General features: G+C 75.3%; 20 protein-coding genes. 8 read left to right on the forward strand and 12 right to left on the reverse strand.

What is annotated here, in order from left to right:
• Nucleotides 1–315: 315 nt before the first annotated feature.
• A complete protein-coding gene (locus AB0F11_RS06700) occupies nt 316–1047 on the reverse strand; it encodes a VIT1/CCC1 transporter family protein (RefSeq protein WP_362169124.1) in 732 nt (243 codons plus the stop codon).
• A gap of 255 nt (nt 1048–1302) precedes the next feature.
• Here AB0F11_RS06700 and AB0F11_RS06705 point away from each other — a divergent pair, with 255 nt between their 5' ends.
• From AB0F11_RS06705 to AB0F11_RS06735, 7 genes are all read left to right on the forward strand, one after another.
• Complete coding sequence (locus AB0F11_RS06705) at nt 1303–2292, forward strand: ADP-ribosylglycohydrolase family protein (protein ID WP_362169126.1); 990 nt, start codon at nt 1303–1305, stop codon at nt 2290–2292.
• Nucleotides 2293–2900: 608 nt separating this feature from the next.
• Entirely contained in the window at nt 2901–4184 is a 1284-nt protein-coding gene (locus tag AB0F11_RS06710; protein WP_362169220.1) for an ADP-ribosylglycohydrolase family protein, read from the forward strand.
• Between the two features lie 7 nt (nt 4185–4191).
• The gene (locus tag AB0F11_RS06715) at nt 4192–5355 is read left to right on the forward strand and encodes an ADP-ribosylglycohydrolase family protein (protein ID WP_362169127.1); all 1164 of its coding nucleotides are present in this window, start codon (nt 4192–4194) and stop codon (nt 5353–5355) included.
• 401 nt (nt 5356–5756) lie between these two features.
• A complete protein-coding gene (locus AB0F11_RS06720; RefSeq protein ID WP_362169129.1) occupies nt 5757–7187 on the forward strand; it encodes an ADP-ribosylglycohydrolase family protein in 1431 nt (476 codons plus the stop codon).
• Nucleotides 7184–8152, forward strand: a complete 969-nt coding sequence (gene rbsK / locus AB0F11_RS06725) for a ribokinase (RefSeq protein ID WP_362169131.1) — start codon at nt 7184–7186, stop codon at nt 8150–8152. Before AB0F11_RS06720 ends, rbsK begins: the two co-directional genes overlap by 4 nt.
• Nucleotides 8149–9360: a CoA transferase gene (locus AB0F11_RS06730; protein ID WP_362169133.1), complete on the forward strand. Its 1212-nt coding sequence runs from the start codon at nt 8149–8151 to the stop codon at nt 9358–9360. Before rbsK ends, AB0F11_RS06730 begins: the two co-directional genes overlap by 4 nt.
• Complete coding sequence (locus AB0F11_RS06735; protein WP_362169135.1) at nt 9357–10178, forward strand: CoA ester lyase; 822 nt, start codon at nt 9357–9359, stop codon at nt 10176–10178. Before AB0F11_RS06730 ends, AB0F11_RS06735 begins: the two co-directional genes overlap by 4 nt.
• 718 nt (nt 10179–10896) lie before the next feature.
• Here the strand turns inward: AB0F11_RS06735 and lgt are convergent.
• The 11 genes from lgt to hisI all read right to left on the reverse strand — a co-directional run bounded on the left by lgt (nt 10897) and on the right by hisI (nt 20123).
• On the reverse strand, nt 10897–11928 hold the full coding sequence (gene lgt / locus AB0F11_RS06740; protein WP_362169136.1) for a prolipoprotein diacylglyceryl transferase: 1032 nt from the start codon (nt 11926–11928) through the stop codon (nt 10897–10899).
• A gap of 90 nt (nt 11929–12018) precedes the next feature.
• Complete coding sequence (locus AB0F11_RS06745; RefSeq protein WP_362169138.1) at nt 12019–12978, reverse strand: thioredoxin domain-containing protein; 960 nt, start codon at nt 12976–12978, stop codon at nt 12019–12021.
• Between the two features lie 94 nt (nt 12979–13072).
• Nucleotides 13073–13885, reverse strand: a complete 813-nt coding sequence (gene trpA, locus AB0F11_RS06750; RefSeq protein WP_362169140.1) for a tryptophan synthase subunit alpha — start codon at nt 13883–13885, stop codon at nt 13073–13075.
• A complete protein-coding gene (trpB, locus tag AB0F11_RS06755; protein WP_362169142.1) occupies nt 13882–15132 on the reverse strand; it encodes a tryptophan synthase subunit beta in 1251 nt (416 codons plus the stop codon). The genes trpA and trpB overlap by 4 nt, the downstream gene beginning before the upstream one ends.
• 230 nt (nt 15133–15362) lie before the next feature.
• Nucleotides 15363–15572 (reverse strand): tryptophan synthase subunit(beta), encoded by a 210-nt coding sequence (locus tag AB0F11_RS06760; protein ID WP_362169143.1) that lies wholly within the window; start codon nt 15570–15572, stop codon nt 15363–15365.
• A gap of 8 nt (nt 15573–15580) precedes the next feature.
• Nucleotides 15581–16390: an indole-3-glycerol phosphate synthase TrpC gene (gene trpC / locus AB0F11_RS06765; RefSeq protein ID WP_361918690.1), complete on the reverse strand. Its 810-nt coding sequence runs from the start codon at nt 16388–16390 to the stop codon at nt 15581–15583.
• A gap of 162 nt (nt 16391–16552) precedes the next feature.
• Entirely contained in the window at nt 16553–17119 is a 567-nt protein-coding gene (locus AB0F11_RS06770) for a DUF2752 domain-containing protein (RefSeq protein WP_362169145.1), read from the reverse strand.
• 108 nt (nt 17120–17227) lie between these two features.
• On the reverse strand, nt 17228–17467 hold the full coding sequence (locus AB0F11_RS06775) for an HGxxPAAW family protein (protein WP_361918695.1): 240 nt from the start codon (nt 17465–17467) through the stop codon (nt 17228–17230).
• Nucleotides 17468–17555: 88 nt separating this feature from the next.
• Nucleotides 17556–18215, reverse strand: coding sequence for a TIGR02234 family membrane protein (locus AB0F11_RS06780; protein WP_362169147.1), 660 nt, complete (start codon nt 18213–18215; stop codon nt 17556–17558).
• Nucleotides 18216–18249: 34 nt separating this feature from the next.
• Nucleotides 18250–19737 (reverse strand): anthranilate synthase component I, encoded by a 1488-nt coding sequence (locus AB0F11_RS06785; protein ID WP_362169149.1) that lies wholly within the window; start codon nt 19735–19737, stop codon nt 18250–18252.
• A gap of 8 nt (nt 19738–19745) precedes the next feature.
• Nucleotides 19746–20123: a phosphoribosyl-AMP cyclohydrolase gene (hisI, locus tag AB0F11_RS06790; RefSeq protein WP_361918704.1), complete on the reverse strand. Its 378-nt coding sequence runs from the start codon at nt 20121–20123 to the stop codon at nt 19746–19748.
• Between the two features lie 84 nt (nt 20124–20207).
• Here hisI and AB0F11_RS06795 point away from each other — a divergent pair, with 84 nt between their 5' ends.
• Nucleotides 20208–20840, forward strand: coding sequence for a TIGR03085 family metal-binding protein (locus AB0F11_RS06795; RefSeq protein ID WP_362169151.1), 633 nt, complete (start codon nt 20208–20210; stop codon nt 20838–20840).
• Nucleotides 20841–21057: the final 217 nt, after the last annotated feature.

Raw genomic sequence — 21057 nt, forward strand, 5'->3', positions numbered from 1 at the left:
TCGGCTCTCCCGTCGTCGTCGTGGCATTGGTGCAAGCCGAGGGACGACGTTGGCCCTCTGCGAAATTTCGTGCAGGTTACATGATGACCGCTATCCCGCGAACCGGATATTGCCGTTTCAGCATGCGGACACTGGGGACGCTGCACGAGGCAGAAAGAAGGGAGCCGGGGGCGAAGGTCCCGGCCCGAAAGCGGGCATCGTTGCCCGGCACTCTCGTCTGATGCCCGGCGGACACGGAATCGAAACCGCCGGGTAACGGGGACTACTGCGGATTACTTATGTTGCGCGCTGCATAGTGTCTCATCCGCGGGGCCGTCAGCCTATGGCCGCGCCGATCCAGGTTCCCAGGACGTACGTCACACCCGCGGCCGCACCGCCGAGCAGCAGCTGGCGCAGGCCGCTGTACCACCAGGAGCGGGCCGTGACCCGGGAGACCACCGCGCCGCAGGCGAAGAGGCCGGCCAGGGCGAGCAGGACCGCGGGCCACAGGGCCGTGGCGCCGAGCAGGTACGGCAGGACCGGCAGCAGCGCGCCCAGCGCGAACGAGCCGAACGAGGAAGCGGCCGCGACCAGCGGCGACGGCAGGTCGTCGGGGTCGATGCCGAGCTCCTCGCGGGCGTGGATCTCCAGCGCCTGCTCCGGGTCGCGGGACAGCTGCATGGCGACCTCGCGGGCGAGGGCCGGCTCGACGCCGCGCGAGACGTAGAGCTCGGCGAGCTCCTCCATCTCGTCGATGGGGTGCTTGCGCAACTGCTGACGCTCTATGTCCAGTTCGGCGAGGACCAGTTCACGCTGCGAGGCGACGGAGGTGTACTCGCCCGCGGCCATCGAGAAGGCACCGGCCGCGAGGCCCGCCAGCCCGGTGATGACGACGGTGTGCGGGGCGACGGCGCCGCCGGCGACACCGGTCATGAGCGCGAGGTTGGAGACCAGGCCGTCCATCGCACCGAACACGGCCGGGCGCAGCCAGCCCCCGTTGACGTCGCGGTGGGTGTGGTTGTCGCGGTGGGCGGTGTGCAGCGGTGCTTCGATGTCGATGATGGACATGCGGCGTATCTCCCCTTATGCGCGTACGGGAGCCGTGAGCGTTCCGCTCCCCCTGAACACCTCGAAATTACGCACGATTTCTGTTGCCCGCCAGCAAGGAAGGCCGTACTTACCTGGGCATTTGGGGGTCGGCGACCGGGTGACGAGGGGCCGGGTGGGTTGTTTTGCGGTGAGCGACAAACCGTCTGCCGTGGCACAAATCCCCCCAGGGGTCACGATGGCCCGACGATGGCCCCGTCACGTGAGAGGCGCACCGTGGAGCTGACTGCTGCACGCAATCCGCAGGTCCTCCTGGAACGGTCCAGGGGCGCCCTGCTGGGCCTCGCCGTCGGCGACGCGCTGGGTGCCCCGGCGGAGAACATGAAGCCGTCGCAGATCCGGGCACGGTGGGGGCGGATCGAGGGGTTCGTCGAGGACGATCCGGCCGGGACGGACGACACCGAGTACGCGATCTTCTCGGGGCTGCTGCTGGCGCGGCACGGGTCGGCGCTGACCGTCTCGCACGTCGAGCGGGCCTGGCACCACTGGATCGCCGACCTGGACGTCGGGCCGTTCCGCGGGGCCGGGTTCTCGGAGCGGGGCACGCTGGAGAACCTGCGGCGGGGGCTCGCCGCGCCGATCTCGGCGCAGCACCGGCACGCGTGGTCGGACGGGCTGGCGATGCGGGCGGCGCCGTTCGGGGTGTTCGCGGCGGGCCGGCCGGCCGAGGCGGCCCGGCTCGTCGCCATCGACGGCAGCGTCAGCCACGACGGGGAGGGCATCTACGGCGGCCAGGCCGTCGCCGCCGGGGTCGCGGCGGCCATGACGGGCGCCGGACCCGCCTCGGTGGTCTCCGCCGCCCTCTCGGTGATCCCGTCGGACTCCTGGACCGCCCGCTCCCTGCGCCGGGCCGTCACCGCCGCCCCGCGCGGGGAACGGGCGGTGCGCTCCGCGGTGGTGATCGGCGGCTACCCGTGGACCGACCTGGCCCCGGAGGCGGTCGGCCTGGCGTTCGGGGCGTTCGCGGCCTGCCGCGGGGACTTCGCGGGCTCCGTCCTGACGGCCGTGAACATGGGGCGCGACGCGGACACCACGGCCGCGGTGGCGGGTGCGCTGGCCGGGGCCCTGTCGGGGGTCGCGGCGATCCCCGCCGGCTGGGCGACGGCGATCGGCCCGGTCCGCGGCAGCTGCCTGCCGTCGATGCGGGGCTACCACGTCCTGGACGTTGCGGACCTCCTCACCCCGGAATCCGAGCCCGCCCGATGACGGCCCCGAGGACGCCCCCGCCGGCAAACCGCCCCGCCGCCCCGCAGCCGAACGCCCCGGCGGCTCCGGTCAGGCCGGCCGCGGCCGCGAAGCCGGGCGCAGGGGACGACCTAGCGGGCGCCGGGGCCCCTACCCGCCCCGCGGGCGGTCCGGAGCCGGGCGAGCGCGGCCGGGCCGGCACCCCTCCGGCACCCGAGGCACCGGCCGCATCCGCGGAGCCGGGCGAGCAGGACCGATTCCGCACACAGGGGGCTCCGGGCGGGCCGGACGCTTCTGCAGGGTGCGCCGGCCGAGGCGGCCAGGCGGCATCCCCCGCACCCGCAGAGCCGGGCGCAGGGGACGACCCGGCGGGTGCCGGGACACCCGCCCGCCCGACGGGTGGTCAAGGGGCGGAGCCCGCAGAGCGCGGTCGGGGCGGCGCCCCCGCGGCTCGGGGCAGGCCGTACGGCTCCGGGGGGTGGACCGGCCGAGGCGACCAGTCGGCATCCCCCGCACCCGCGGAGCCGAGCGGAGGGGACAACTCGGCGGGTGCCGAGGCGCCCGTGCGCCCAGAGGATCGTCCGGGGGCGGAGCCGGGCGAGCGGGGGCGGACCGGCGCGCCGACGGCTCTGGGCAGGCCGGACGGCTCCGCAGGGGGCGCCGGGCGAGGCGGTCAGGCGGGATCCCCGGCGTCCGCGGCCTCGGCCCACCGCGCGGCGGGTTCCGGCGGGGAGCCGGGCGGGCGGCGGGAGCCGGGCGACCGGCAGGAGCCAGGCCAGCGGCAGGAGCCGGGTCGGCGGCGGATCGAGGGGTTGTTGCTCGGGCTGGCGGTCGGGGATGCCGCCGGGTGGCCCGCCGCCCGGCACCGGGCCAGCCGGATGCCCGAGTGGACCCGCCGGCTGACCCGGGAGCTCGACACCTTCGCGGAGCAGAACGCCACCACCACCCTCCCGGTCCCGATCGCCCTGAACCAGCCGCCCGAGCCCCTGCTGCTCGGCCCCTCCGACGACGCCGAGTGGGCCGCCTTCGCCGCCGAGTCCGTGCTCACCGCGGCCGGGGTCCTGCTCAGCGACCTCAGCCGGTCGCGCCGGATGCGGGCCGCGATCGACCTCGCCTGGAACGCCCTGGCCAGCGAGGTCGCCGCCGCGGCCGAGCGCGCCCCCGAGGTGGAGTCGGCCGTGCTGCCGCTGCGCGCCCGGATCTCCGTACGCGCCGGCCTCGGCAACCTCGCCGCCGGGCTGCGCCCGCCCGCCACCGGCCACGACAACCCGCACTACTTCGACGACGCCGCCTGCGTCCGGGCCTGCGTCCTCGCCGTCGTCCACCCCGGCGACCCGGCCGCGGCCGCCGACCTCGCCGAGTTCGACGCCCGCTACACCCAGGACGGCGACGGCGTCCACGGTGCCCGCGCCATGGCCGCCGCCGTCGCCGCCGCCCTGGCCGGGTCCGGCACCGACGCCGCCGTCGACGCCGCCCTCGACCAGCTCCCGGCCGCCACCGAGATCGGCCGCAACGCCCGCCACGCCGTCAAACTCGCCCGTACCCTCACGGAGGGCGGCGGCGCCTTCGCCATCGTCCCCACCCTCGAGCACGAGATCGTCGACCACGTCTACAGCTACGGCATCGCCGCCGCCGAGACCGTCCCCGTGGCCCTCGCCCTGGCCACCGCCGCCCGCGGCCGGACCGTCGACGCCGTCCCCGCGGCCGCCTGCCTGTCCCGCGTCGCGGACTCCGCCCCCGCGCTGGCCGGCGCCCTCACCGGCGCCCTCGGCGGCGGCGACTGCGTCCCCGCCGCATGGCGCGAGGCCTGCCGCACCCTGTCCGGCTGCGCCCTGCCCCGCCTCGCCGGCACCGACCTCGTCGAACTCGCCGCACACCTCGCTCGTACGGAACTCACCTCACCCAAGGGATGATTCGGACATGACGCTGACGCAGACGCCGACGCTCACACTGGAAGACCGGGCGGCCGGCTGCCTCGTCGGGGCCGCCGTCGGCGACGCGCTCGGCGGCCCGGTCGAGGGCTGGTCCCCGGAGCAGATCGTCCGCCGCCACGGCGGCCGCGTCCGCGGCATCGTCGGCCCCTGGCACGAGGACTGGCGCACCGCCCGGCCCATCGCCCCGTACCACAAGGGCGACGGCCACGTCACCGACGACACCCTCATGACGCACGCCCTGGTCCGGGTGTACGAGACCGTACGCGACCACCTCGACGCGTACGCGGTCGCCGACCACCTCGTCCCCGACCTCATGACGAACCCCCGCTGGATCCCGGAGCTGGAGGCCGAGGCCCTCCCCCTCCAGCGGATCTTCCTCGCCGAGAAGTGGATCGTGGCCCGGCTGCACTACGCGCACGCCGACCCGCGCGAGGCGGGCAGCGGCAACATCGTCAACTGCGGTGCGGCGATGTACATGGCGCCGGTCGGCATCGTCAACGCGGGGAACCCGGCAGGCGCGTACGCGGAGGCGCTGGACATCGCCGGCGCGCACCAGTCCTCGTACGGGCGTGAGGCGGCCGGCGTCCTCGCCGCGGCGGTGGCGGCGGCGTGCGTGCCGGGGGCGACGGTGTCGTCGGTGGTGGACGCCGCCCTCGCCCTGGCCAAGGACGGCACGCGGGCCGCGATCGAGGCGGTCTGCGAAGTGGCCGGGCGCCACGGGGACTTCGAGTCGGCGCTGGGCCCGCTGCGGGAGGCGGTGGCCCCGTACGACTCGGTCGGCCCCGACTACCGCCGGCCCTCGCTCGGTGCCCGGCGGCCGTCGAGGCTGCACGCCATCGAGGAGCTGCCGGTCGCGCTCGGCATGCTGGTCGTCTCGGGCGGCGCGTACGAGGGCGCGGTCCTCGGCGCGGTCAACTACGGCCGGGACTGCGACTCCACCGCCACCATGGCGGGCGCGATCGCCGGTGCCCTGGCGGGCGCGGCCGCGGTCCCGCCCGACTGGGCCGGGCGGGTCGCCGAGGCCAGCCGCCTCGACCTGCACGCCCCGGCCGCGGCGCTGGCCGCGGTGGCCCGCGAGGTCCACGCCCGCGACCGCTCCCGCCGCCGCGCCCACGAGGCGGCCTTCGCAGCCCTGGCGGCCCCCCGATGACCACCCCCGCCACGGGCGAAGGGGCCCACGCCACGGCCCGGGGGGCCACGCCCCGGGCCCTCCCCCGCAACCACACCCCCGGCCGGCCCGCCCCCGCCGCGGCCGGCCGCCCGAAAGCGCCGGGCCCGGGCCCACGCGCCGAAGAGCCCGGCCGCACGGCCCCGGCTACGCCCGACACCGCGAAGGCACTCCGAGCAGGGCGGCGCACCGCGGAACCCGAAGGCGCCCCACAGGGGCATCCCCGCGCCGCCGGCCCGGCCGGGACGGCGTCGGAGTCGGAGTCGGCGTCGGCGTCGGCGTCGGCGTCGGCGTCGGCGTCGGCGTCGGCGTCGGCGTCGCAGTCGCAGTCCCGGAGCGGGGAAGCCGGGCCCGCGCGGTGCGGGGGGCCGGACGGTGGAAGGGTGAGGGGGGCGCCCGCGGGCGGGACGGCGCAGGGGGACGGCGGGGTGCGGGTGACGTGGGTGCGGCCCGAGGACCTCGTCGGGCACGAGCTGCGGCTCGCCGCGGAGGACGGGCGGGACGCCGAGGGTGTGGCGCGGGTCTGGTTCGGGGCCGGCGGGTCCGCCGCGCCGGCGCGGGCCGGGGCCGGGGCGGCGGCGCCCGGGCTGCGGCGGCTGGCCGGGCGGCTGCTGGACGAGCTGGCCGCCCTGCCCTGCCCGCCGGCCGTGGCCGCGGCCGAGCCGGACTCCTGGGAGGCCATCACCCGTACCTGGCCGGCCCGACAGCCGGCCGGACCGTCGGCCGGCCCTCCCCCGGCCGCCCCGCCCGAGCCGGGCCACGACGGCGGCCTGCAGGCCCGGCTGGAAGCGGCCTGGGTGGGCCGGGCCGCCGGCTGCGTCCTCGGCAAGCCGGTCGAGAAGCTGCCGCTGGAGGGCATCCGGGCGCTGGCCCGGGCCGCCGGGAACTGGCCGCTGGACGGCTGGTTCACCGCCCGCGGCGTACCCGCCGCCCTGCTGGCCGCGTACCCGTGGAACCGCCGCTCCGCCGCCACCTCCCTCGCCGAGAACATCGACGGCACCCCCGAGGACGACGACCTCAACTACGCGCTCCTGAACCTCCTGCTGCTGCGGCGCCACGGCCGGGACTTCACCACCGCCGACGTGGCCCGGCTCTGGCTCGACGAGCTCCCCGCCGGGCGGACCTTCACCGCCGAGCGCGCCGCCTACCGCAACCTCCTGCTCGGCCTGGAGCCCCCGGACACCGCCGTCCACCACAACCCGTTCCGCGAGTGGATCGGCGCCCTCATCCGCGCCGACGTGCACGGCTGGACCCACCCCGGCGACCCGGTGGCCGCCGCCGCGCAGGCCCACCGCGACGCCGCCCTCACCCACACCCGCAACGGCCTGTACGCCGCCCTGTTCGCCGCCGCCGCGATCGCCGAGGCGGCCTCCGGCCGGGCCGACGTGCACACCGCCCTGCGCGCCGGGCTGGCCGTCGTACCGCCCGGCTCCCGCCTCGCCGAGGCCGTCCGCTTCGGGATCCGGGCCGCGCACGACGAAGCGGACTTCGACCGCGTCGTCGACCGCCTGCACGCCCGCTACGGTCACTACCACTGGGTCCACGCCGTCCCCAACACCGCCCTGACCGCCGCCGCCCTGACCCACGCCGACGGCGACTTCACCCGCTCCGTCTGCGGCGCCGTCTCCGGCGGCTGGGACACCGACTCCAACGGCGCGACCGCCGGATCCCTCGCCGCGCTGGTCGCGGGCCGGGTCCCGGACCGCTGGCGCGCGCCGCTGAAGAACCGCCTGGCCACCGGAATCGCCGGCTTCGACGGCATCGGCTTCGACACCCTCGCCCAGCTCACCGCACAGGAGGCAGCACGCTCATGACGGCCATCGCCGTGCTCGGCAGTACCAACATGGACCTCGTCGCCTACGTCCCCAAGGCCCCCCGCCTCGGGGAGACCGTCACCGGCCGCGAGTTCCGCACCGTCCCCGGCGGCAAGGGCGCCAACCAGGCCGTCGCCGCGGCCCGTTGCGGGGCGCAGGTGGTGATGATCGGCGCGGTCGGCGCCGACGAGTTCGGCGTACGGCTGCGCTCCGCGCTCACCTCTGCCGGGGTCGACACGGGCGGCCTGCGGACCGTGGAGGGCTCCAGCGGGACCGCGCACATCACGGTGGACGACGAGGGCGGCAACAGCATCGTCGTCATCCCCGGAGCGAACGCCCTGGTCACCGGGCTGGAGGCGGGGGACGAGGCGCGGATCGCCGCCGCCGGGACGCTGTTGCTGCAGCTGGAGGTGCCGCTGTCGGGGGTCGCGGCGGCCGCCCGCACGGCCCGCGCGCACGGCGTACGGACGGTGCTGACCCCGGCGCCCGCGCAGCCGCTGCCCGGCGAGCTGCTGGCCGCGGTGGACCTGCTGGTGCCCAACGAGCACGAGGCGGCGGCCCTGACGGGGCTGACCGACCCGCGGCAGGCCGCGGCGGCGCTGCTGGAGCAGGTCCCGGAGGTGGTGGTCACCCTGGGCGCGGCCGGCGCGCTGTACGCGGCGCGCGGGCGGGATCCGTACACGGTGCCGGCGCCGCGGGTCCGGGCGGTGGACTCCACGGCGGCCGGGGACACGTTCGTCGGGGCGCTGGCGGTGGCGCTGGGCGAGGGCCGGCCGGTGCGGGAGGCGCTGGGGTGGGCGGCCGCGGCGGCGGCGCTGTCGGTGCAGCGGCCGGGGGCGCAGGACTCGATGCCGGGGCGCGCCGAGACGGATGCCGCGTACGCCGCCGCCGCGGGCGGGGCGTCGGCGGGCGGCACCCCGGCCGGCGGGGCCGCTGCCGACGGAACCCCGGCCGGCGCCTCATGACCCCGCCCGCGGACGCCGCCGCCCCCGGCCCGCTGCGGGGGCTTCGGGTCCTGGACCTCGCCACGCTGTTCGCGGGGCCGCTGGCCGCCACCCTGCTCGGGGACTTCGGGGCCGAGGTGGTCAAGGTCGAGCACCCCGGGCGGCCCGACCCCTCCCGCGGGCACGGCCCCGCCAAGGACGGGGTCGGGCTGTGGTGGAAGCTGCTCGGGCGGAACAAGCGGACGATGACCCTCGACCTGTCCACCCCGGGCGGGCGGGACACCCTGCTGCGGCTGGCCGCCACCGCCGACGTGGTCATCGAGAACTTCCGGCCCGGGACCCTGGAGCGGTGGGGCCTGGGCTGGCCCGAGCTGTCGGCGGCCAACCCCCGGCTCGTCCTGGCCCGCGTCACGGCCTTCGGCCAGCAGGGCCCGTACGCCCGGCGCCCCGGCTTCGGCACCCTGGCCGAGGCGATGAGCGGCTTCGCCTCGATCACCGGCGAGCCGGACGGCCCGCCGACCCTGCCGCCGTTCGGCCTCGCCGACTCGATCGCGGCGCTGACCTGCGCGTACGCCGTGATGACCGCGCTCGCCGGGCGGGAGCTGACCGGTCAGGGCCAGGTGGTCGACCTGGCCATCATCGAGCCGATCCTGACCGTGCTGGGCCCGCACCCCCTCTGGTACGACCAGCTCGGCTACGTCCAGCCGCGCACCGGCAACCGCTCCACCAACAACGCCCCCCGCAACATCTACCGCAGCGCCGACGACCGCTGGCTGGCGGTCTCCACCTCCGCGCAGTCCGTCGCGGAGCGGGTCGTCCGGCTGGTCGGGCGCCCGGAACTGGCGGGCGAGCCGTGGTTCGCGAGCGGGTCGGGGCGGGCCGCGCACGCGGGCGTCCTCGACGAGGCGGTGGGCGGGTGGATCGGCCGGCACAAGGCCGAGGAGGTGGTCGCTGCCTTCGAGGAGGCCGAGGCGGCAGTGTCGCCGGTCTACGACGTACGGGACGTGATGGCCGATCCGCAGTTCGCGGCCCTGGACACCGTCACGGAGGTCCAGGACCCGGAGCTCGGCCCGCTCCGGATGCAGAACGTCCTGTTCCGCCTGTCTGGGACCCCCGGCGGGATCCGCTGGGCGGGCCGCCCGCACGGCGCCGACACCGACGCCGTCCTGACCGAGCTCGGCCTGTCCGAGGCCGAGATCAGCGCGCTCCGGATGGAGGGGGCCCTGTGATCCTGACCTGGCTCTACGTACCCGGCGACCGGCCCGAGGTGGTCGCCAAGGCCCTGCGGTCGGGGGCCGACGCCGTGATCGTCGACCTGGAGGACGCCGTGTCGGCCTCCCGCAAGGAGTACGCGCGGGCCGCCACCGCCGAGCTGCTCGGCGAGCGGCCGCCGGTCCCCGTCCACGTCCGGGTCAACGCCCTCGACTCCCCGTGGGGCGGGGCCGACCTCACCGCCCTGACCGGGCTGCGGGGCCTCACGGGGCTCCGGCTGCCGAAGATCACCGCCCCCGAGCAGATCGTCCAGGCCGCGGACCGCACCGGCGGGGTGGCGCTGCACGCCCTGCTGGAGTCCGCGCTGGGGGTGGAGCGCGCGTACGAGATCGCCCGCGCGCATCCCGCCCTGCGCGGGTTGTCCCTCGGGGAGGCCGACCTCCGCGCCGACCTGGGCATCACCGCGGAGGCGGGCCTGGACTGGCCCCGCTCGCGGGTGGTCGTCGCGGCCAGGGCGGCGGGCCTGGCGCCGCCGGCCCAATCGGTCTACCCGGACATCCGGGATCTCACAGGCCTGGCCGCGTCCTGCGCCCGCGGCCGGGCACTCGGCTTCCTGGGCCGGGCGGCGATCCACCCGCGGCAGCTGCCGGTGATCGAGCGGGCCTACCTGCCCCGCCCGGAGGAGGTCACCGCGGCCGAGGAGATCGTCGCGGCGGCCCGCCGCACCCCGGGCGCGGTGGCCCTCCCGGACGGCCGCTTCGTGGACCCGGCGGTCCTGGCAGGCGCGGAACGGGTGGTAGCCCTGTCCCGCCGCGAATCCCCGATCCCGTCCTGACGGCCCGCGGGCGGACCCCACGTGCCCGACCGTCAATCGCCGGCGAGGCTGAATCTGCCGCCCCCCCGGCTACGACCACCCCGGCCAGACCGGCCCCGCGGAGCCTGAGGCACAGGTCCCGGCAAAGCCGCGCTCCTCGGGGCTCCGCCCCAAACCCCGCGCCTCAAACGCCGGCGAGGCTGGACACTGCCGACCCTCGGCTGCGACGGCGGCAGAGAGGCCGTGCCCCGGCCACTCCAGCCCACCGGCGTTGGAGGCCCGAGGCCTGAGGCAGCACCGCAGAAGCCCAGCCGGCTCCGCCGACGCCTGGAACGGGGGTCCGGCACATCAAGCCCCGCCGGCGAATGAGGCGCGAGGGCTGGAGCGGAGCCCCAGAACCCCAGCCGGCTCCGCCCACGCCTGGAACGGGGGTCCGGCACATCAAGCCCCGCCGGCGAATGAGGCGCGGGGGCTGCAGCGGAGCCCCAGAACCCCAGCCGGCTCCGCCCACGCCTGAGACGGGGGTCCGGCAATTCAGCCTCGCCGGCGATTGAGGCGCGGGTCCGGGCGGAGCCCGGTGCCCGGCGGAGCCGGGATTTCTGGGGCGCCGCCCAGACCCCGCGCCTCAAACGCCGGCGAGGCTGAAAAAGCCCACCCCCCGCTTCGAAAACGGGGGGTGGGCTGAGAATGCCGCCCGGCTTCGGCAGCCGGGGTGCGGCTCGCGTCGGCGGCGGCCGGGTCAGGCGTCGGTCGCGTCGGCCTTTACGGCCGCGGGGTCGCCGCTCTTGGCTCCCGGGACCTCGGCCTTCGTGGCCTTGGCGTCCGCCGCGTCGGCCTTCGCAGCCGCCGGCTTGGCCGCGTCCGCCTCAGCCCCGGACTCGGGCTCGGGCTTCGTCGGCTCGGGCTGCGCCGCCGTCGGCTCGGCCTCGGTCGTCTTCGGGTCTGCGGCCGTCGGGCCGTGGTCCGGTTCGACCTCCGCTTCGCGGCCCGGGCGGAACTTCGCCGAGAGGACGAAGTAGACCACCGCCAGGACGAAGACCACGATCGCGGTCCACACGTTCAGCCGAACGCCGAGGATGTGGTGGGCCTCGTCGACCCGCATGTACTCGATCCAGCCGCGCCCCGCGCAGTACGCGGCCACGTACAGCGCGAACGCCCGCCCGTGCCCGAGCTTGAAGCGCCGGTCGGCCCAGAGCACGAGCAGGGCCACACCGATGCACCACAGCGACTCGTACAGGAACGTCGGGTGGTAGGTGCCGGCGACCCGGTTCGGACCCTCGCTGATCTCCAGCGCCCACGGCAGGTCGGTGGCCCGACCGTAGAGCTCCTGGTTGAACCAGTTGCCCCAGCGGCCGCAGGCCTGGGCCAGGGCGATACCGGGGGCGAGGGCGTCGGCCCAGGCGGGCAGCGGGATGCCGCGCAGGCGGCAGCCGATCCAGGCGCCGACCGCGCCGAGCGCGATCGCGCCCCAGATGCCGAGGCCGCCCTCCCAGATCTTGAAGGCGTCGACCCAGTTGCGGCCTTCGCCGAAGTACAGCTGGTAGTCGGTGATCACGTGGTAGAGGCGACCGCCGACCAGGCCGAACGGGACCGCCCACACGGCGATGTCCGCGACCGTGCCCGGCTTTCCGCCGCGCGCGATCCAGCGCTTGTTGCCGAGCCAGACGGCGACGAAGACGCCGATGATGATGCAGAACGCGTAGCCGCGCAGCGGGATCGGCCCGAGGTGGACCACGCCGGTCGACGGGCTGGGGATGTAGGCAAGGTTCATGGCAGGTCCGACGCTACCCTGCCGGGCGGTACGGATCGCAACCCGCCCGGCAAGCCGCCATCAAATCGACACCTCGTCCCCCCGCCCGCCTCACTCCCGTGCAGCCGTCCTCGACGCCGACGCGGTCGCCCCAGACGCCGACGCCGCAGACGCCGGCGCCCCCGCACGCGCCGCCCCCGTGGCCGACGCGGAGGGCTTCGTACGGGATCCGACCGGTGAGGCCGAAGGGGACGGGGAGGCGGCCGCCGGCGGGGTCGCGCCCTTGGCGGCCGCCTCCACCGTTTCCTTCAGCTTCTGCGGGGTGATCGGGTTGGCCTGGTCGGCGAAGATGTCCTTGCCGTTCAGCAGGACGCTCGGGGTGCCCCGGAACTTGCCGGCGCGGAAGGCCTCGTGCGACTTGGCCACCCAGCTGTCGTGCGTGCCCTTCTCGACGCACGCGCGGAACTCGGGCGTGTCCAGCCCGGCCACCTTGGCGGCGAGCTCCAGCAGCTTGGCGTTCTTGCCGTAGGCGTCGTCCGTCTCCTCCGGCTGGCTCTGGAAGAGCAGGTCGTGGTACGCGGCGAACTTCCCGGCGTCCTGGGCGCAGGCGGCCGCATTGGCGGCGCGCAGCGAGCCGCTGCCGCCCATGTTGCCGTCGATGAGGGTGACCAGGTGGTAGTCGACCTTGAGCAGGCCCTTGGCCTCCAGGTCGCGGACGGTGTCCCGGTAGTTGGTCTCGAAGGCCTTGCAGGCCGGGCAGCGGAAGTCCTCCCACACGGTGAGGGTGGACTTGGCCTCGCTGCTGCCCGTCTGGACGGCCAGGGCGTCCTTGCCGGTGGCCCCGGAGGGGGCGGTCACCGGGCCGGCCTCTGCGGACTTGCCGCCCTTGCCGCTGTTGGCCGCGATCAGGCCGACCACGGCCGCCAAGCCCAGTACGCCGACCACCGCCACTGCCACGAGGAGCGTCCGCCGGCGCTTGTCCCTCTTCTTCTCCCGCTCGCGCTCCGCTTGGAGTCGTTCCCGGGCCGATCGTTTCGCTTGGCGGTTCGCACCGTCGTTCTTCTCGCTCACGGTCGGCCAAACGAAGCAGGGAGGCACTCGCGTGCCTCCCTGCTCTGAAGTCCACCCGATCGGGCTACAGAACCTTCCCGGGTTCCGCTCCGCGTCAGCTCCTGCGTACGCCTTCCGCAAGTTCGCCCGCCAGCGCCCGTACGGCGTCCAGCCCGGCCGACAGGTCCGGCGCGTCCAACAGCAGCTTCACGAACGCCGAGCCGACGATCACGCCGTCGGCGAAGCCGGCGACCTCCTTGGCCTGGGCGGCGTTGGAGACGCCGAGACCGACGCACACGGGCAGCTCAGTGGTGGTGCGCGTGCGGCGGACCAGCTCCTGGGCCTCGTGGCCGACCGACTCGCGGGTGCCGGTGACCCCCATGAGGGACGCGGCGTAGACGAAGCCGGAGCCGGCGGCGGTGATGGTCGCCAGCCGCTCGTCCTTGCTGCTGGGCGCGACGACGAAGACGGTGGCCAGACCGTTCCGGTCGGCGTGCTCGCGCCACAGCGCGGACTCCTGGACCGGCAGGTCCGGCAGGATGCAGCCGGCGCCGCCGGCCTCGGCGAGCTCGGCGGCGAACCGCTCCACGCCGTAGCGGTCGATGGGGTTCCAGTACGTCATGACCAGCACCGGGGCCCCGGTCGCCGCGTGCGCCTCGCGCACGGTGCGCAGCACGTCGGCGATCTTGACGCCGCCGCGCAGGGCGATGTCGTCGGCGGTCTGGATGATCGCGCCGTCGAGGACGGGGTCGCTGTGCGGGAGGCCGACCTCGACCACGTCCGCGCCGCCCTCGATGACGGCCTTGACGGCCTCGATGCCGCCGTCGACGGTGGGGAAGCCCGCCGGGAGGTAGGCGACGAGGGCCGCGCGGTCCTCGGACTTCGCCTTGGCGAGGGTGGCCGAGAGGAGTTCGATGTTGCCGCTCACTTGGTCTCTCCCTCGGAGTCGTCGTACAGCCCGAAGTAGCGGGCGGCGGTGTCCATGTCCTTGTCGCCGCGGCCGGACAGGTTGACCACGATCAGCCCGTCCTTGCCGAGCTCCCGGCCCAGGTCGAGCGCGCCCGCGAGGGCGTGCGCGGACTCGATGGCCGGGATGATGCCCTCGGTGCGGGAGAGCAGGCGCAGGGCCTGCATGGCCGCGTCGTCGGTGACCGCGCGGTACTCGCCGCGGCCGGTGTCCTTGAGGAAGGAGTGCTCCGGGCCGATGCCGGGGTAGTCCAGGCCGGCCGAGATCGAGTACGGCTCGGTGATCTGGCCCTCCTCGTCCTGCAGGACGTAGCTGCGGGAGCCGTGCAGGATGCCCGGCTCGCCGGCGGTCAGCGTGGCCGCGTGCTCGCCGGTCTCGACGCCGTGCCCGGCGGGCTCGAAGCCGACCAGGCGGACCTCGGTGTCGGGGATGAAGGCGTGGAAGAGGCCGATGGCGTTGGAGCCGCCGCCGACGCAGGCCGCGACGGCGTCGGGCAGGCGTCCGGCGCGCTCGAGGATCTGGCGGCGGGCCTCGACGCCGATGACGCGGTGGAAGTCGCGGACCATGGCGGGGAAGGGGTGCGGGCCGGCGACGGTGCCGAAGAGGTAGTGGGTGCGGTCGACGTTGGCGACCCAGTCGCGGAACGCCTCGTTGATGGCGTCCTTGAGGGTGCGCGAGCCGGACTTCACGGCGATGACCTCGGCGCCGAGCATGCGCATGCGGGCCACGTTGAGGGCCTGGCGCTGGGTGTCGATCTCGCCCATGTAGACGGTGCATTCGAGGCCGAAGAGGGCGCAGGCGGTGGCGGTGGCCACGCCGTGCTGGCCGGCTCCGGTCTCGGCGATGACGCGGGTCTTGCCCATGCGCTTGGTGAGGAGGGCCTGGCCCAGCACGTTGTTGATCTTGTGCGAGCCGGTGTGGTTGAGGTCCTCGCGCTTGAGGAAGATCCGGGCCCCGCCGGCGTGCTCGGCGAACCGCGGGACCTCGGTGAGGGCGCTGGGGCGGCCGGTGTAGTTGACCATCAGGTCGTTGAGCTCGGCCGCGAAGGCCGGGTCCGCCTTGGCCTTCTCGTACTCCACGGCGACCTCGTCCACGGCGGCGACGAGCGCCTCCGGGATGAACTTGCCGCCGAAGTCGCCGAAGTACCCCTCGGCGTTCGGAACCTGACCCTCCGGGTCCGGGATGAAGAATTCAGTGGCGCTGGACATGCCCAGTCACTCCTGTGGGATGCGTGTGCGGCGGGTGGTGGTCACCGTATTGCGCCGCCCGCCCGTGGCACGCGCGCCGCACCCCGCGGCCGGAGGCGAATCCGGCGGGGGGGTTGCGGTACGTGCGTACGGTGCGGGAGGCCCGCGCCGCCCGGTCCGGTCGTCGTCCGGTCCGGGGGTGCAAGGCCGTGCGGAGGGGTCCTGCGGCGGTCGGCCGCCGGGCCCGTCCGTTACGGCGCGCCTCCGGGGCGCCATCGCATGCCGTTGACCTGGCCGGGCTCGGAGCCGATCACGTACCGGACCCGCCGCCCGTGGACGCGCCGGGCCGGGGCGCGGCAGCCGCGGGGGCGGCAGCCGCGCGCCAGGGGCGCGTGCGCCGTCTGCACGCCGGCCGGGCCACGGCCCGGGCGGGTGCGGACGGAGGGGCGGTCGCAGTCCATGGGTCGGGTCAGCTCCGTCCGTGGCGCAGGGCGGGGTGGGCGCCGGCGGCGACGAGGTCGGCCACGGCCGCCTTCGGGTCGCGTCCGGTCACCAGGGACTCGCCCACGAGGACGGCGTCGGCGCCCTCGTTCGCGTAGGCGATCAGGTCGTGCGGTCCGCGGATGCCGGACTCGGCGACCTTGACGATGTGGGCGGGGATCTCGCCGACGACGCGCTCGAACGTGGAGCGGTCGACGGTGAGGTCCTTGAGGTTGCGTGCGTTCACGCCGATGATCTTGGCGCCGGCGGCCACCGCGCGCTCGATCTCCTCCTCGTCGTGGACCTCGACGAGCGGGGTCAGACCGATGGACTCGGCCCGCTCGATGAGGGAGACGAGGGCCTCCTGGTCCAGCGCCGCCACGATCAGCAGCACGAGGTCGGCGCCGTACGCACGGGCCTCCCACAGCTGGTACGACGTGACGATGAAGTCCTTGCGCAGGATCGGGATGTCCACGCGGGCGCGGACGGCCTCCAGGTCGGCCAGCGAGCCGCCGAAGCGGCGCTGCTCGGTGAGGACGGAGATGACCGCGGCACCACCCGCCTCGTAGTCGGCGGCGAGCCCGGCCGGGTCGGCGATCGCGGCCAGCGCGCCCTTGGAGGGGCTGGAGCGCTTGACCTCGCAGATCACCTTGACGCCGTCGCCGCGCAGGGCCGCGACGCCGTCCTTGGCCTGGGGCGCCTTGGCGGCACGCTCCTTGAGCTCGTCGAGGCTCACGCGGGCCTGCCGTTCGGCAAGGTCTTCGCGGACCCCTTCGATGATCTCGTCGAGCACACTCACGCGAGCGGCCCCCTTCCGGGTCGATGACGGTCGGCCGCCTCGCAGACACGTACGACTGCAAGGTCAGCAATCAAATGGTATCCGCAGGAGGCGTTGCCCTCCGCACGCGGTTGACCGGCGTCCCATTACCTGGACATTCGGAATCCGGGCTTCATATGGGCCTCAAGGGGCCAGTGCGGATCCGAAGGGAAGGTTCCGGACGACGCAGAACACCAGGGCGAGTCCGCCCAGGGCCCACCAGTACGGCCCCTTCAGGGCGAAACGCGGGGTCGGGGCGCCGCGCCAGGCTCCGGCCAGCCACACGGCCATGAAACCGGCGAAGACGAAGTACGCGGCGACGGCCAGGGCATTCTGCCCCAAAGCCGTGATCAGATCGCCGTGGGCGAACGCATGGGCGCTGCGCAGTCCGCCGCATCCGGGACACAGGATTCCGGTGACCCGGAAAAGCGGGCAGACCGGATAGTGGCCGGGTTCATTGGGATCCACGGCGCCTACGTACGCAAACGCCGCGACCGCACCGGCCAGCGTGAGCACCGGGGAGGCGAGCCGGCGGGCCCGGGTGGCGGGGGGCGCCGAGGCGGGCCCGGGCGGGGCCGCGAAGCCCCCGGACGGGCCGGCAGGGGGCCACGCGGGGCCAGGAGGCTCGGCCGGGGCGGGGGCAGCCGGCGCGGCCGGAGGGGCCGACGGGGGCGGCACGGGCCCGGTGCGGGGGGTGCGGGAGGCGTCCACGCGCTGAATTCTCTCCGGTCATGACAAGAGGCGCAGCCCGACGGGCCGCGCCTCTGGTGTCCGTGTTCTGCCGCCGGCTCGCCGGCTGGGCCTGCGGCCGGCCGGGCGTCAGGCCTTGGCGGCGGCGATGACCTTGGCGAGGTCGTCGTGGGCGGGCTTCGGCGCACCCATGCCCGCGGCCTTCATCGCCAGGCCCACGACACCGCCGAGGGCGACGACCACGATCCCGGCCCAGAACCCGATCGGGTTCGCGAGCACCATGAACGCGCCGGAAACGCAGAAACCGATGAAGGCGATGATGACACCGGTCCAGGCGGCCGGGGTGTGTCCGTGGTTGCTGCCCGCCATGAGTTGCTCCTCGTTTTAACGTCTGCTCTGTCGCAAGTGCTGTGTCGCACGCTCGCTGCCATTGTCCCGCACGGGGCGCGGTGCGCGGTCAGCGGGTGGGGTCCTCGCCGCGGTCCAGGGCCTTCCACAGGTCCTCGGGCCGGTCGGGGTCGGTGGCGGCGGCCCTGCGGCCGCGGGCGGCGCCGTCGCGCTCGTAGCGCCCGCCCATCGCGGGCCAGGCGCTGCCGAACCTGAGGGCCAGCAGTCCAGCGGCCAGGATCAGCACGGCCCCGACGGCGGTGACGTACGGCCAGGCCGTGTGCGTCAGCGCGCCCACGTGCGCCGCGGTGTCCGCGGTCGCACGGGCGGCCTTGGCGTCCAGCGCCTGCCGGTCGCCGGCGGCCAGGGCCGCGGAGACCGCGGCGCCCAGGCCGCTCAGCGCGAGCAGCGCGGAGACCAGCAGCCGGCCCTTGCCGCGTACGGCGAACACCGCGACCAGGGCGGCGAGGCCGACGATGGCCAGGGCCGCCGGCAGCCCGGTGACGGCGCGGCCGTCCGCGGTCAGCGGGAGCGAGCCGCCTCCGACGGCGGCGGTGCCCCGGGCCCACACCCGCCCGGAGGCGAGGAGGACGACGGTGGCACCGAGGGCGCCGAGCAGCAGGGCGGCGGCCACGCTGCGGCGGCCGCCGCCGGCCGGGGCGGAGGCCTCCGCGGCGTCCTGGCCGGGGGCTTCGCCGGTGTCGTTTGGGGGTGGGGGTACGGCACTCACGTACCCCACTATCCCCTACGGCCCCGAGCGCCGGTCAGCGGGCCATCCGGTTGGCCGCCGCCACCGCGCGCAGCACGGCCGCGGCCTTGTTGCGGCACTCGTCGTCCTCCAGCCGGGGCACGGAGTCCGCGACCACGCCCGCGCCGGCCTGGACGTACGCCGTCCCGTCGCGCAGCAGGGCCGTGCGGATGGCGATGGCGGTGTCGGAGTCCCCCGCGAAGTCGAGGTAGCCGACGCAGCCGCCGTACAGGCCGCGGCGCGAGGGCTCCAGCTCCTCGATGATCTGCATGGCGCGCGGCTTGGGGGCGCCCGACAGGGTCCCGGCGGGGAAGCAGGCGGTGAGCACGTCGAAGGCGGTGCGGCCCTCGGCGACCCGGCCGGTGACGGTGGACACGATGTGCATGACGTGCGAGTACCGCTCGATGGACATGAAGTCGACGACCTCGACGGAGCCCGGCTCGCAGACCCGGCCGAGGTCGTTGCGGCCGAGGTCGACGAGCATCAGGTGCTCGGCGCGCTCCTTGGGGTCGGCCAGCAGCTCCTCGGCGAGGGCCTGGTCCTGCTGCGGGGTGGCCCCGCGGTGGCGGGTGCCCGCGATCGGGTGGACCATGGCCCGGCCGTCCTCGACCTTGACCAGCGCCTCGGGGCTGGAGCCGACGACGTCGAAGCCGTTCTCGAAGCGGAAGAGGTACATGTACGGGGACGGGTTGGTGGCCCGCAGCACCCGGTAGACGTCCAGCGCGGAGGCCTCGCAGGCCGTCTCGAACCGCTGCGAGGGCACCACCTGGAAGGCCTCGCCCGCCCGGATGCGCTCCTTGATGTCCTCGACGGCGGCCTGGTAGTCCGCGCCGCCCCACAGGGCGGAGTACTCGGGCAGCTCGGACGCCGGGAGCGGGGCCGGGGTGTACGGGGCGGGCCGCGCGAGGTCGGCCTCCATGGCGTCGAGCCGGGCCACGGCGTCGGCGTAGGCCTCGTCGACGCCGGTGTCCAGGTCGTTGTGGTTGATCGCGTTGGCGATGAGCTGGACGGTGCCGTCCCAGTGGTCGAGGACCGCCAGGTCGGAGGTGAGCAGCATGGTCAGCTCGGGCAGCTGCAGGTCGTCGGAGCCGTGCTCGCCGATGCGCTCCAGGCGGCGCACGATGTCGTAGCCGAGGTAGCCGACCATGCCGCCGGTGAAGGGCGGCATGCCGGCGGCGAGGTCGCGCGGGGTGTGCAGCGCCTGGACGGTGGCGCGCAGCGCCTGCAGCGGGTCGCCGGAGGTGGGGACGCCGACCGGCGGGGTGCCGATCCAGTGGGCCTCGCCGTCGCGGACGGTGAGCGTGGCGTCGCTGCGGACGCCGACGAAGGAGTAGCGCGACCAGGAGCGGCCGTTCTCGGCGGACTCCAGCAGGAAGGTGCCCGGGCGCTCGGCGGCCAGCTTGCGGTAGAGCCCGACGGGCGTGTCCCCGTCGGCCAGCAGCTTGCGGCTCACCGGGATGACGCGCCGGTCGGCGGCGAGCTTGCGGAACTGTTCGAGGTCCATGGGGTGCGTCACCTGTCTGCCTGGTCGGCGGCCAGCGGGAGGACGTCGGCGTCGAAGCACGTGCGGGCGCCGGTGTGGCAGGCGGCGCCGACCTGGTCGACCTTGACGAGCACGGTGTCGGCGTCGCAGTCGAGGGCGACGGACTTGACGTGCTGGACGTGGCCGGAAGTGTCCCCCTTCACCCAGTACTCCTGGCGGCTGCGCGACCAGTACGTGCAGCGGCCCGTGGTCAGGGTCCGGTGCAGCGCCTCGTCGTCCATCCACCCGAGCATGAGCACCTCACCGGTGTCGTACTGCTGGGCGATGGCCGGCACCAGGCCGTCGGGCGAGCGCTTGAGCCGGGCGGCGATGGCGGGGTCGAGTGCGGAGGTACTCATGCGGGCCATTGTGCCGCGCGGCGGGGACCGGTATGGATCACCGTCCGTCTGATGAGCGGGCGCGCGGCGTGTTCCGGCCGTAGGCTTGCCCGCATGTCTACCCATGCGAAGCGTGAACGGCTGCTGCTGGCGGACCTGTTGGAGGCGGCCGGGCCGACGGCGCCGACGCTGTGCCACGGCTGGCTGACGCGGGACCTGGCGGCCCACGTGGTGGTCCGCGAGCGGCGGCCGGACGCGGCGGGCGGCCTGCTGCTGGGCGTGCTGAAGGACCGGCTGGAGCGGGCGATGGCCGAGTACACGGCCAAGCCGTACGAGGAGCTCATCCAGCTGATCCGGACCGGGCCGCCCAAGCTGTCGGTGTACGCGCTGAAGCCGATCGACGAGGCGGCCAACGCGGTGGAGTTCTACGTGCACGCGGAGGACGTGCGGCGGGCGCAGCCGGACTGGGCGCCGCGGGTGCTGGATCCGGTGTTCTCGGACGCGCTGTGGGCGCGGCTGGAGAGGCTGGCCCGGCTGACGGGCCGCCGCTCGCCCGTGGGGCTGGTCCTGCGGCGCCCTGACGGCCGGACGGCCGTCGCCCACAAGGGGACGCCGGTGGTGACGGTCACCGGCGAGCCGGGTGAGCTGACGCTGTTCTGCTTCGGCCGCCAGGACGCGGCCGAGGTCGACCTGGACGGCCCGAAGGAGGCCATCGGCCGCCTGACCACGGCCAAGCTGGGCATCTAGCCGCCGCGCCGGCCGCTCCCGCTGCGCCGGTGCCTGTCCCCTCCCCGCCCCTTCCCGCTGTGTCCGATAGCGGCTTCGCCGCGGGCGGGTCCTGCGGCCCCGGCCCCGCTCGCCTCAATCGCCGGCAGGGCTCAAAGATCGGGGCTCCGCCCCAGGCCCCGCGCCTCAAACGCCGGCGAGGCTGAATTTCGGCCCCGCCGGCGTTTGAGGCGAACCG

It is taken from the genome of Streptomyces sp. NPDC032472 (assembly GCF_040636955.1).
In the GTDB taxonomy this organism is placed as follows: domain Bacteria; phylum Actinomycetota; class Actinomycetes; order Streptomycetales; family Streptomycetaceae; genus Streptomyces.

Bases quoted from the DNA above. Each gene is read 5' to 3' on its own strand.
- AB0F11_RS06700 (WP_362169124.1), bottom strand. From the start codon at position 1,047: ATGTCCATCATCGACATCGAAGCACCGCTGCACACCGCCCACCGCGAC.
- AB0F11_RS06715 (WP_362169127.1), top strand. From the start codon at position 4,192: ATGACGCTGACGCAGACGCCGACGCTCACACTGGAAGACCGGGCGGCC.
- rbsK (WP_362169131.1), top strand. From the start codon at position 7,184: ATGACGGCCATCGCCGTGCTCGGCAGTACCAACATGGACCTCGTCGCC.
- AB0F11_RS06730 (WP_362169133.1), top strand. From the start codon at position 8,149: ATGACCCCGCCCGCGGACGCCGCCGCCCCCGGCCCGCTGCGGGGGCTT.
- lgt (WP_362169136.1), bottom strand. From the start codon at position 11,928: ATGAACCTTGCCTACATCCCCAGCCCGTCGACCGGCGTGGTCCACCTC.
- trpB (WP_362169142.1), bottom strand. From the start codon at position 15,132: ATGTCCAGCGCCACTGAATTCTTCATCCCGGACCCGGAGGGTCAGGTT.
- AB0F11_RS06760 (WP_362169143.1), bottom strand. From the start codon at position 15,572: ATGGACTGCGACCGCCCCTCCGTCCGCACCCGCCCGGGCCGTGGCCCG.
- AB0F11_RS06775 (WP_361918695.1), bottom strand. From the start codon at position 17,467: ATGGCGGGCAGCAACCACGGACACACCCCGGCCGCCTGGACCGGTGTC.
- AB0F11_RS06785 (WP_362169149.1), bottom strand. From the start codon at position 19,737: ATGGACCTCGAACAGTTCCGCAAGCTCGCCGCCGACCGGCGCGTCATC.
- hisI (WP_361918704.1), bottom strand. From the start codon at position 20,123: ATGGCCCGCATGAGTACCTCCGCACTCGACCCCGCCATCGCCGCCCGG.
- AB0F11_RS06795 (WP_362169151.1), top strand. From the start codon at position 20,208: ATGTCTACCCATGCGAAGCGTGAACGGCTGCTGCTGGCGGACCTGTTG.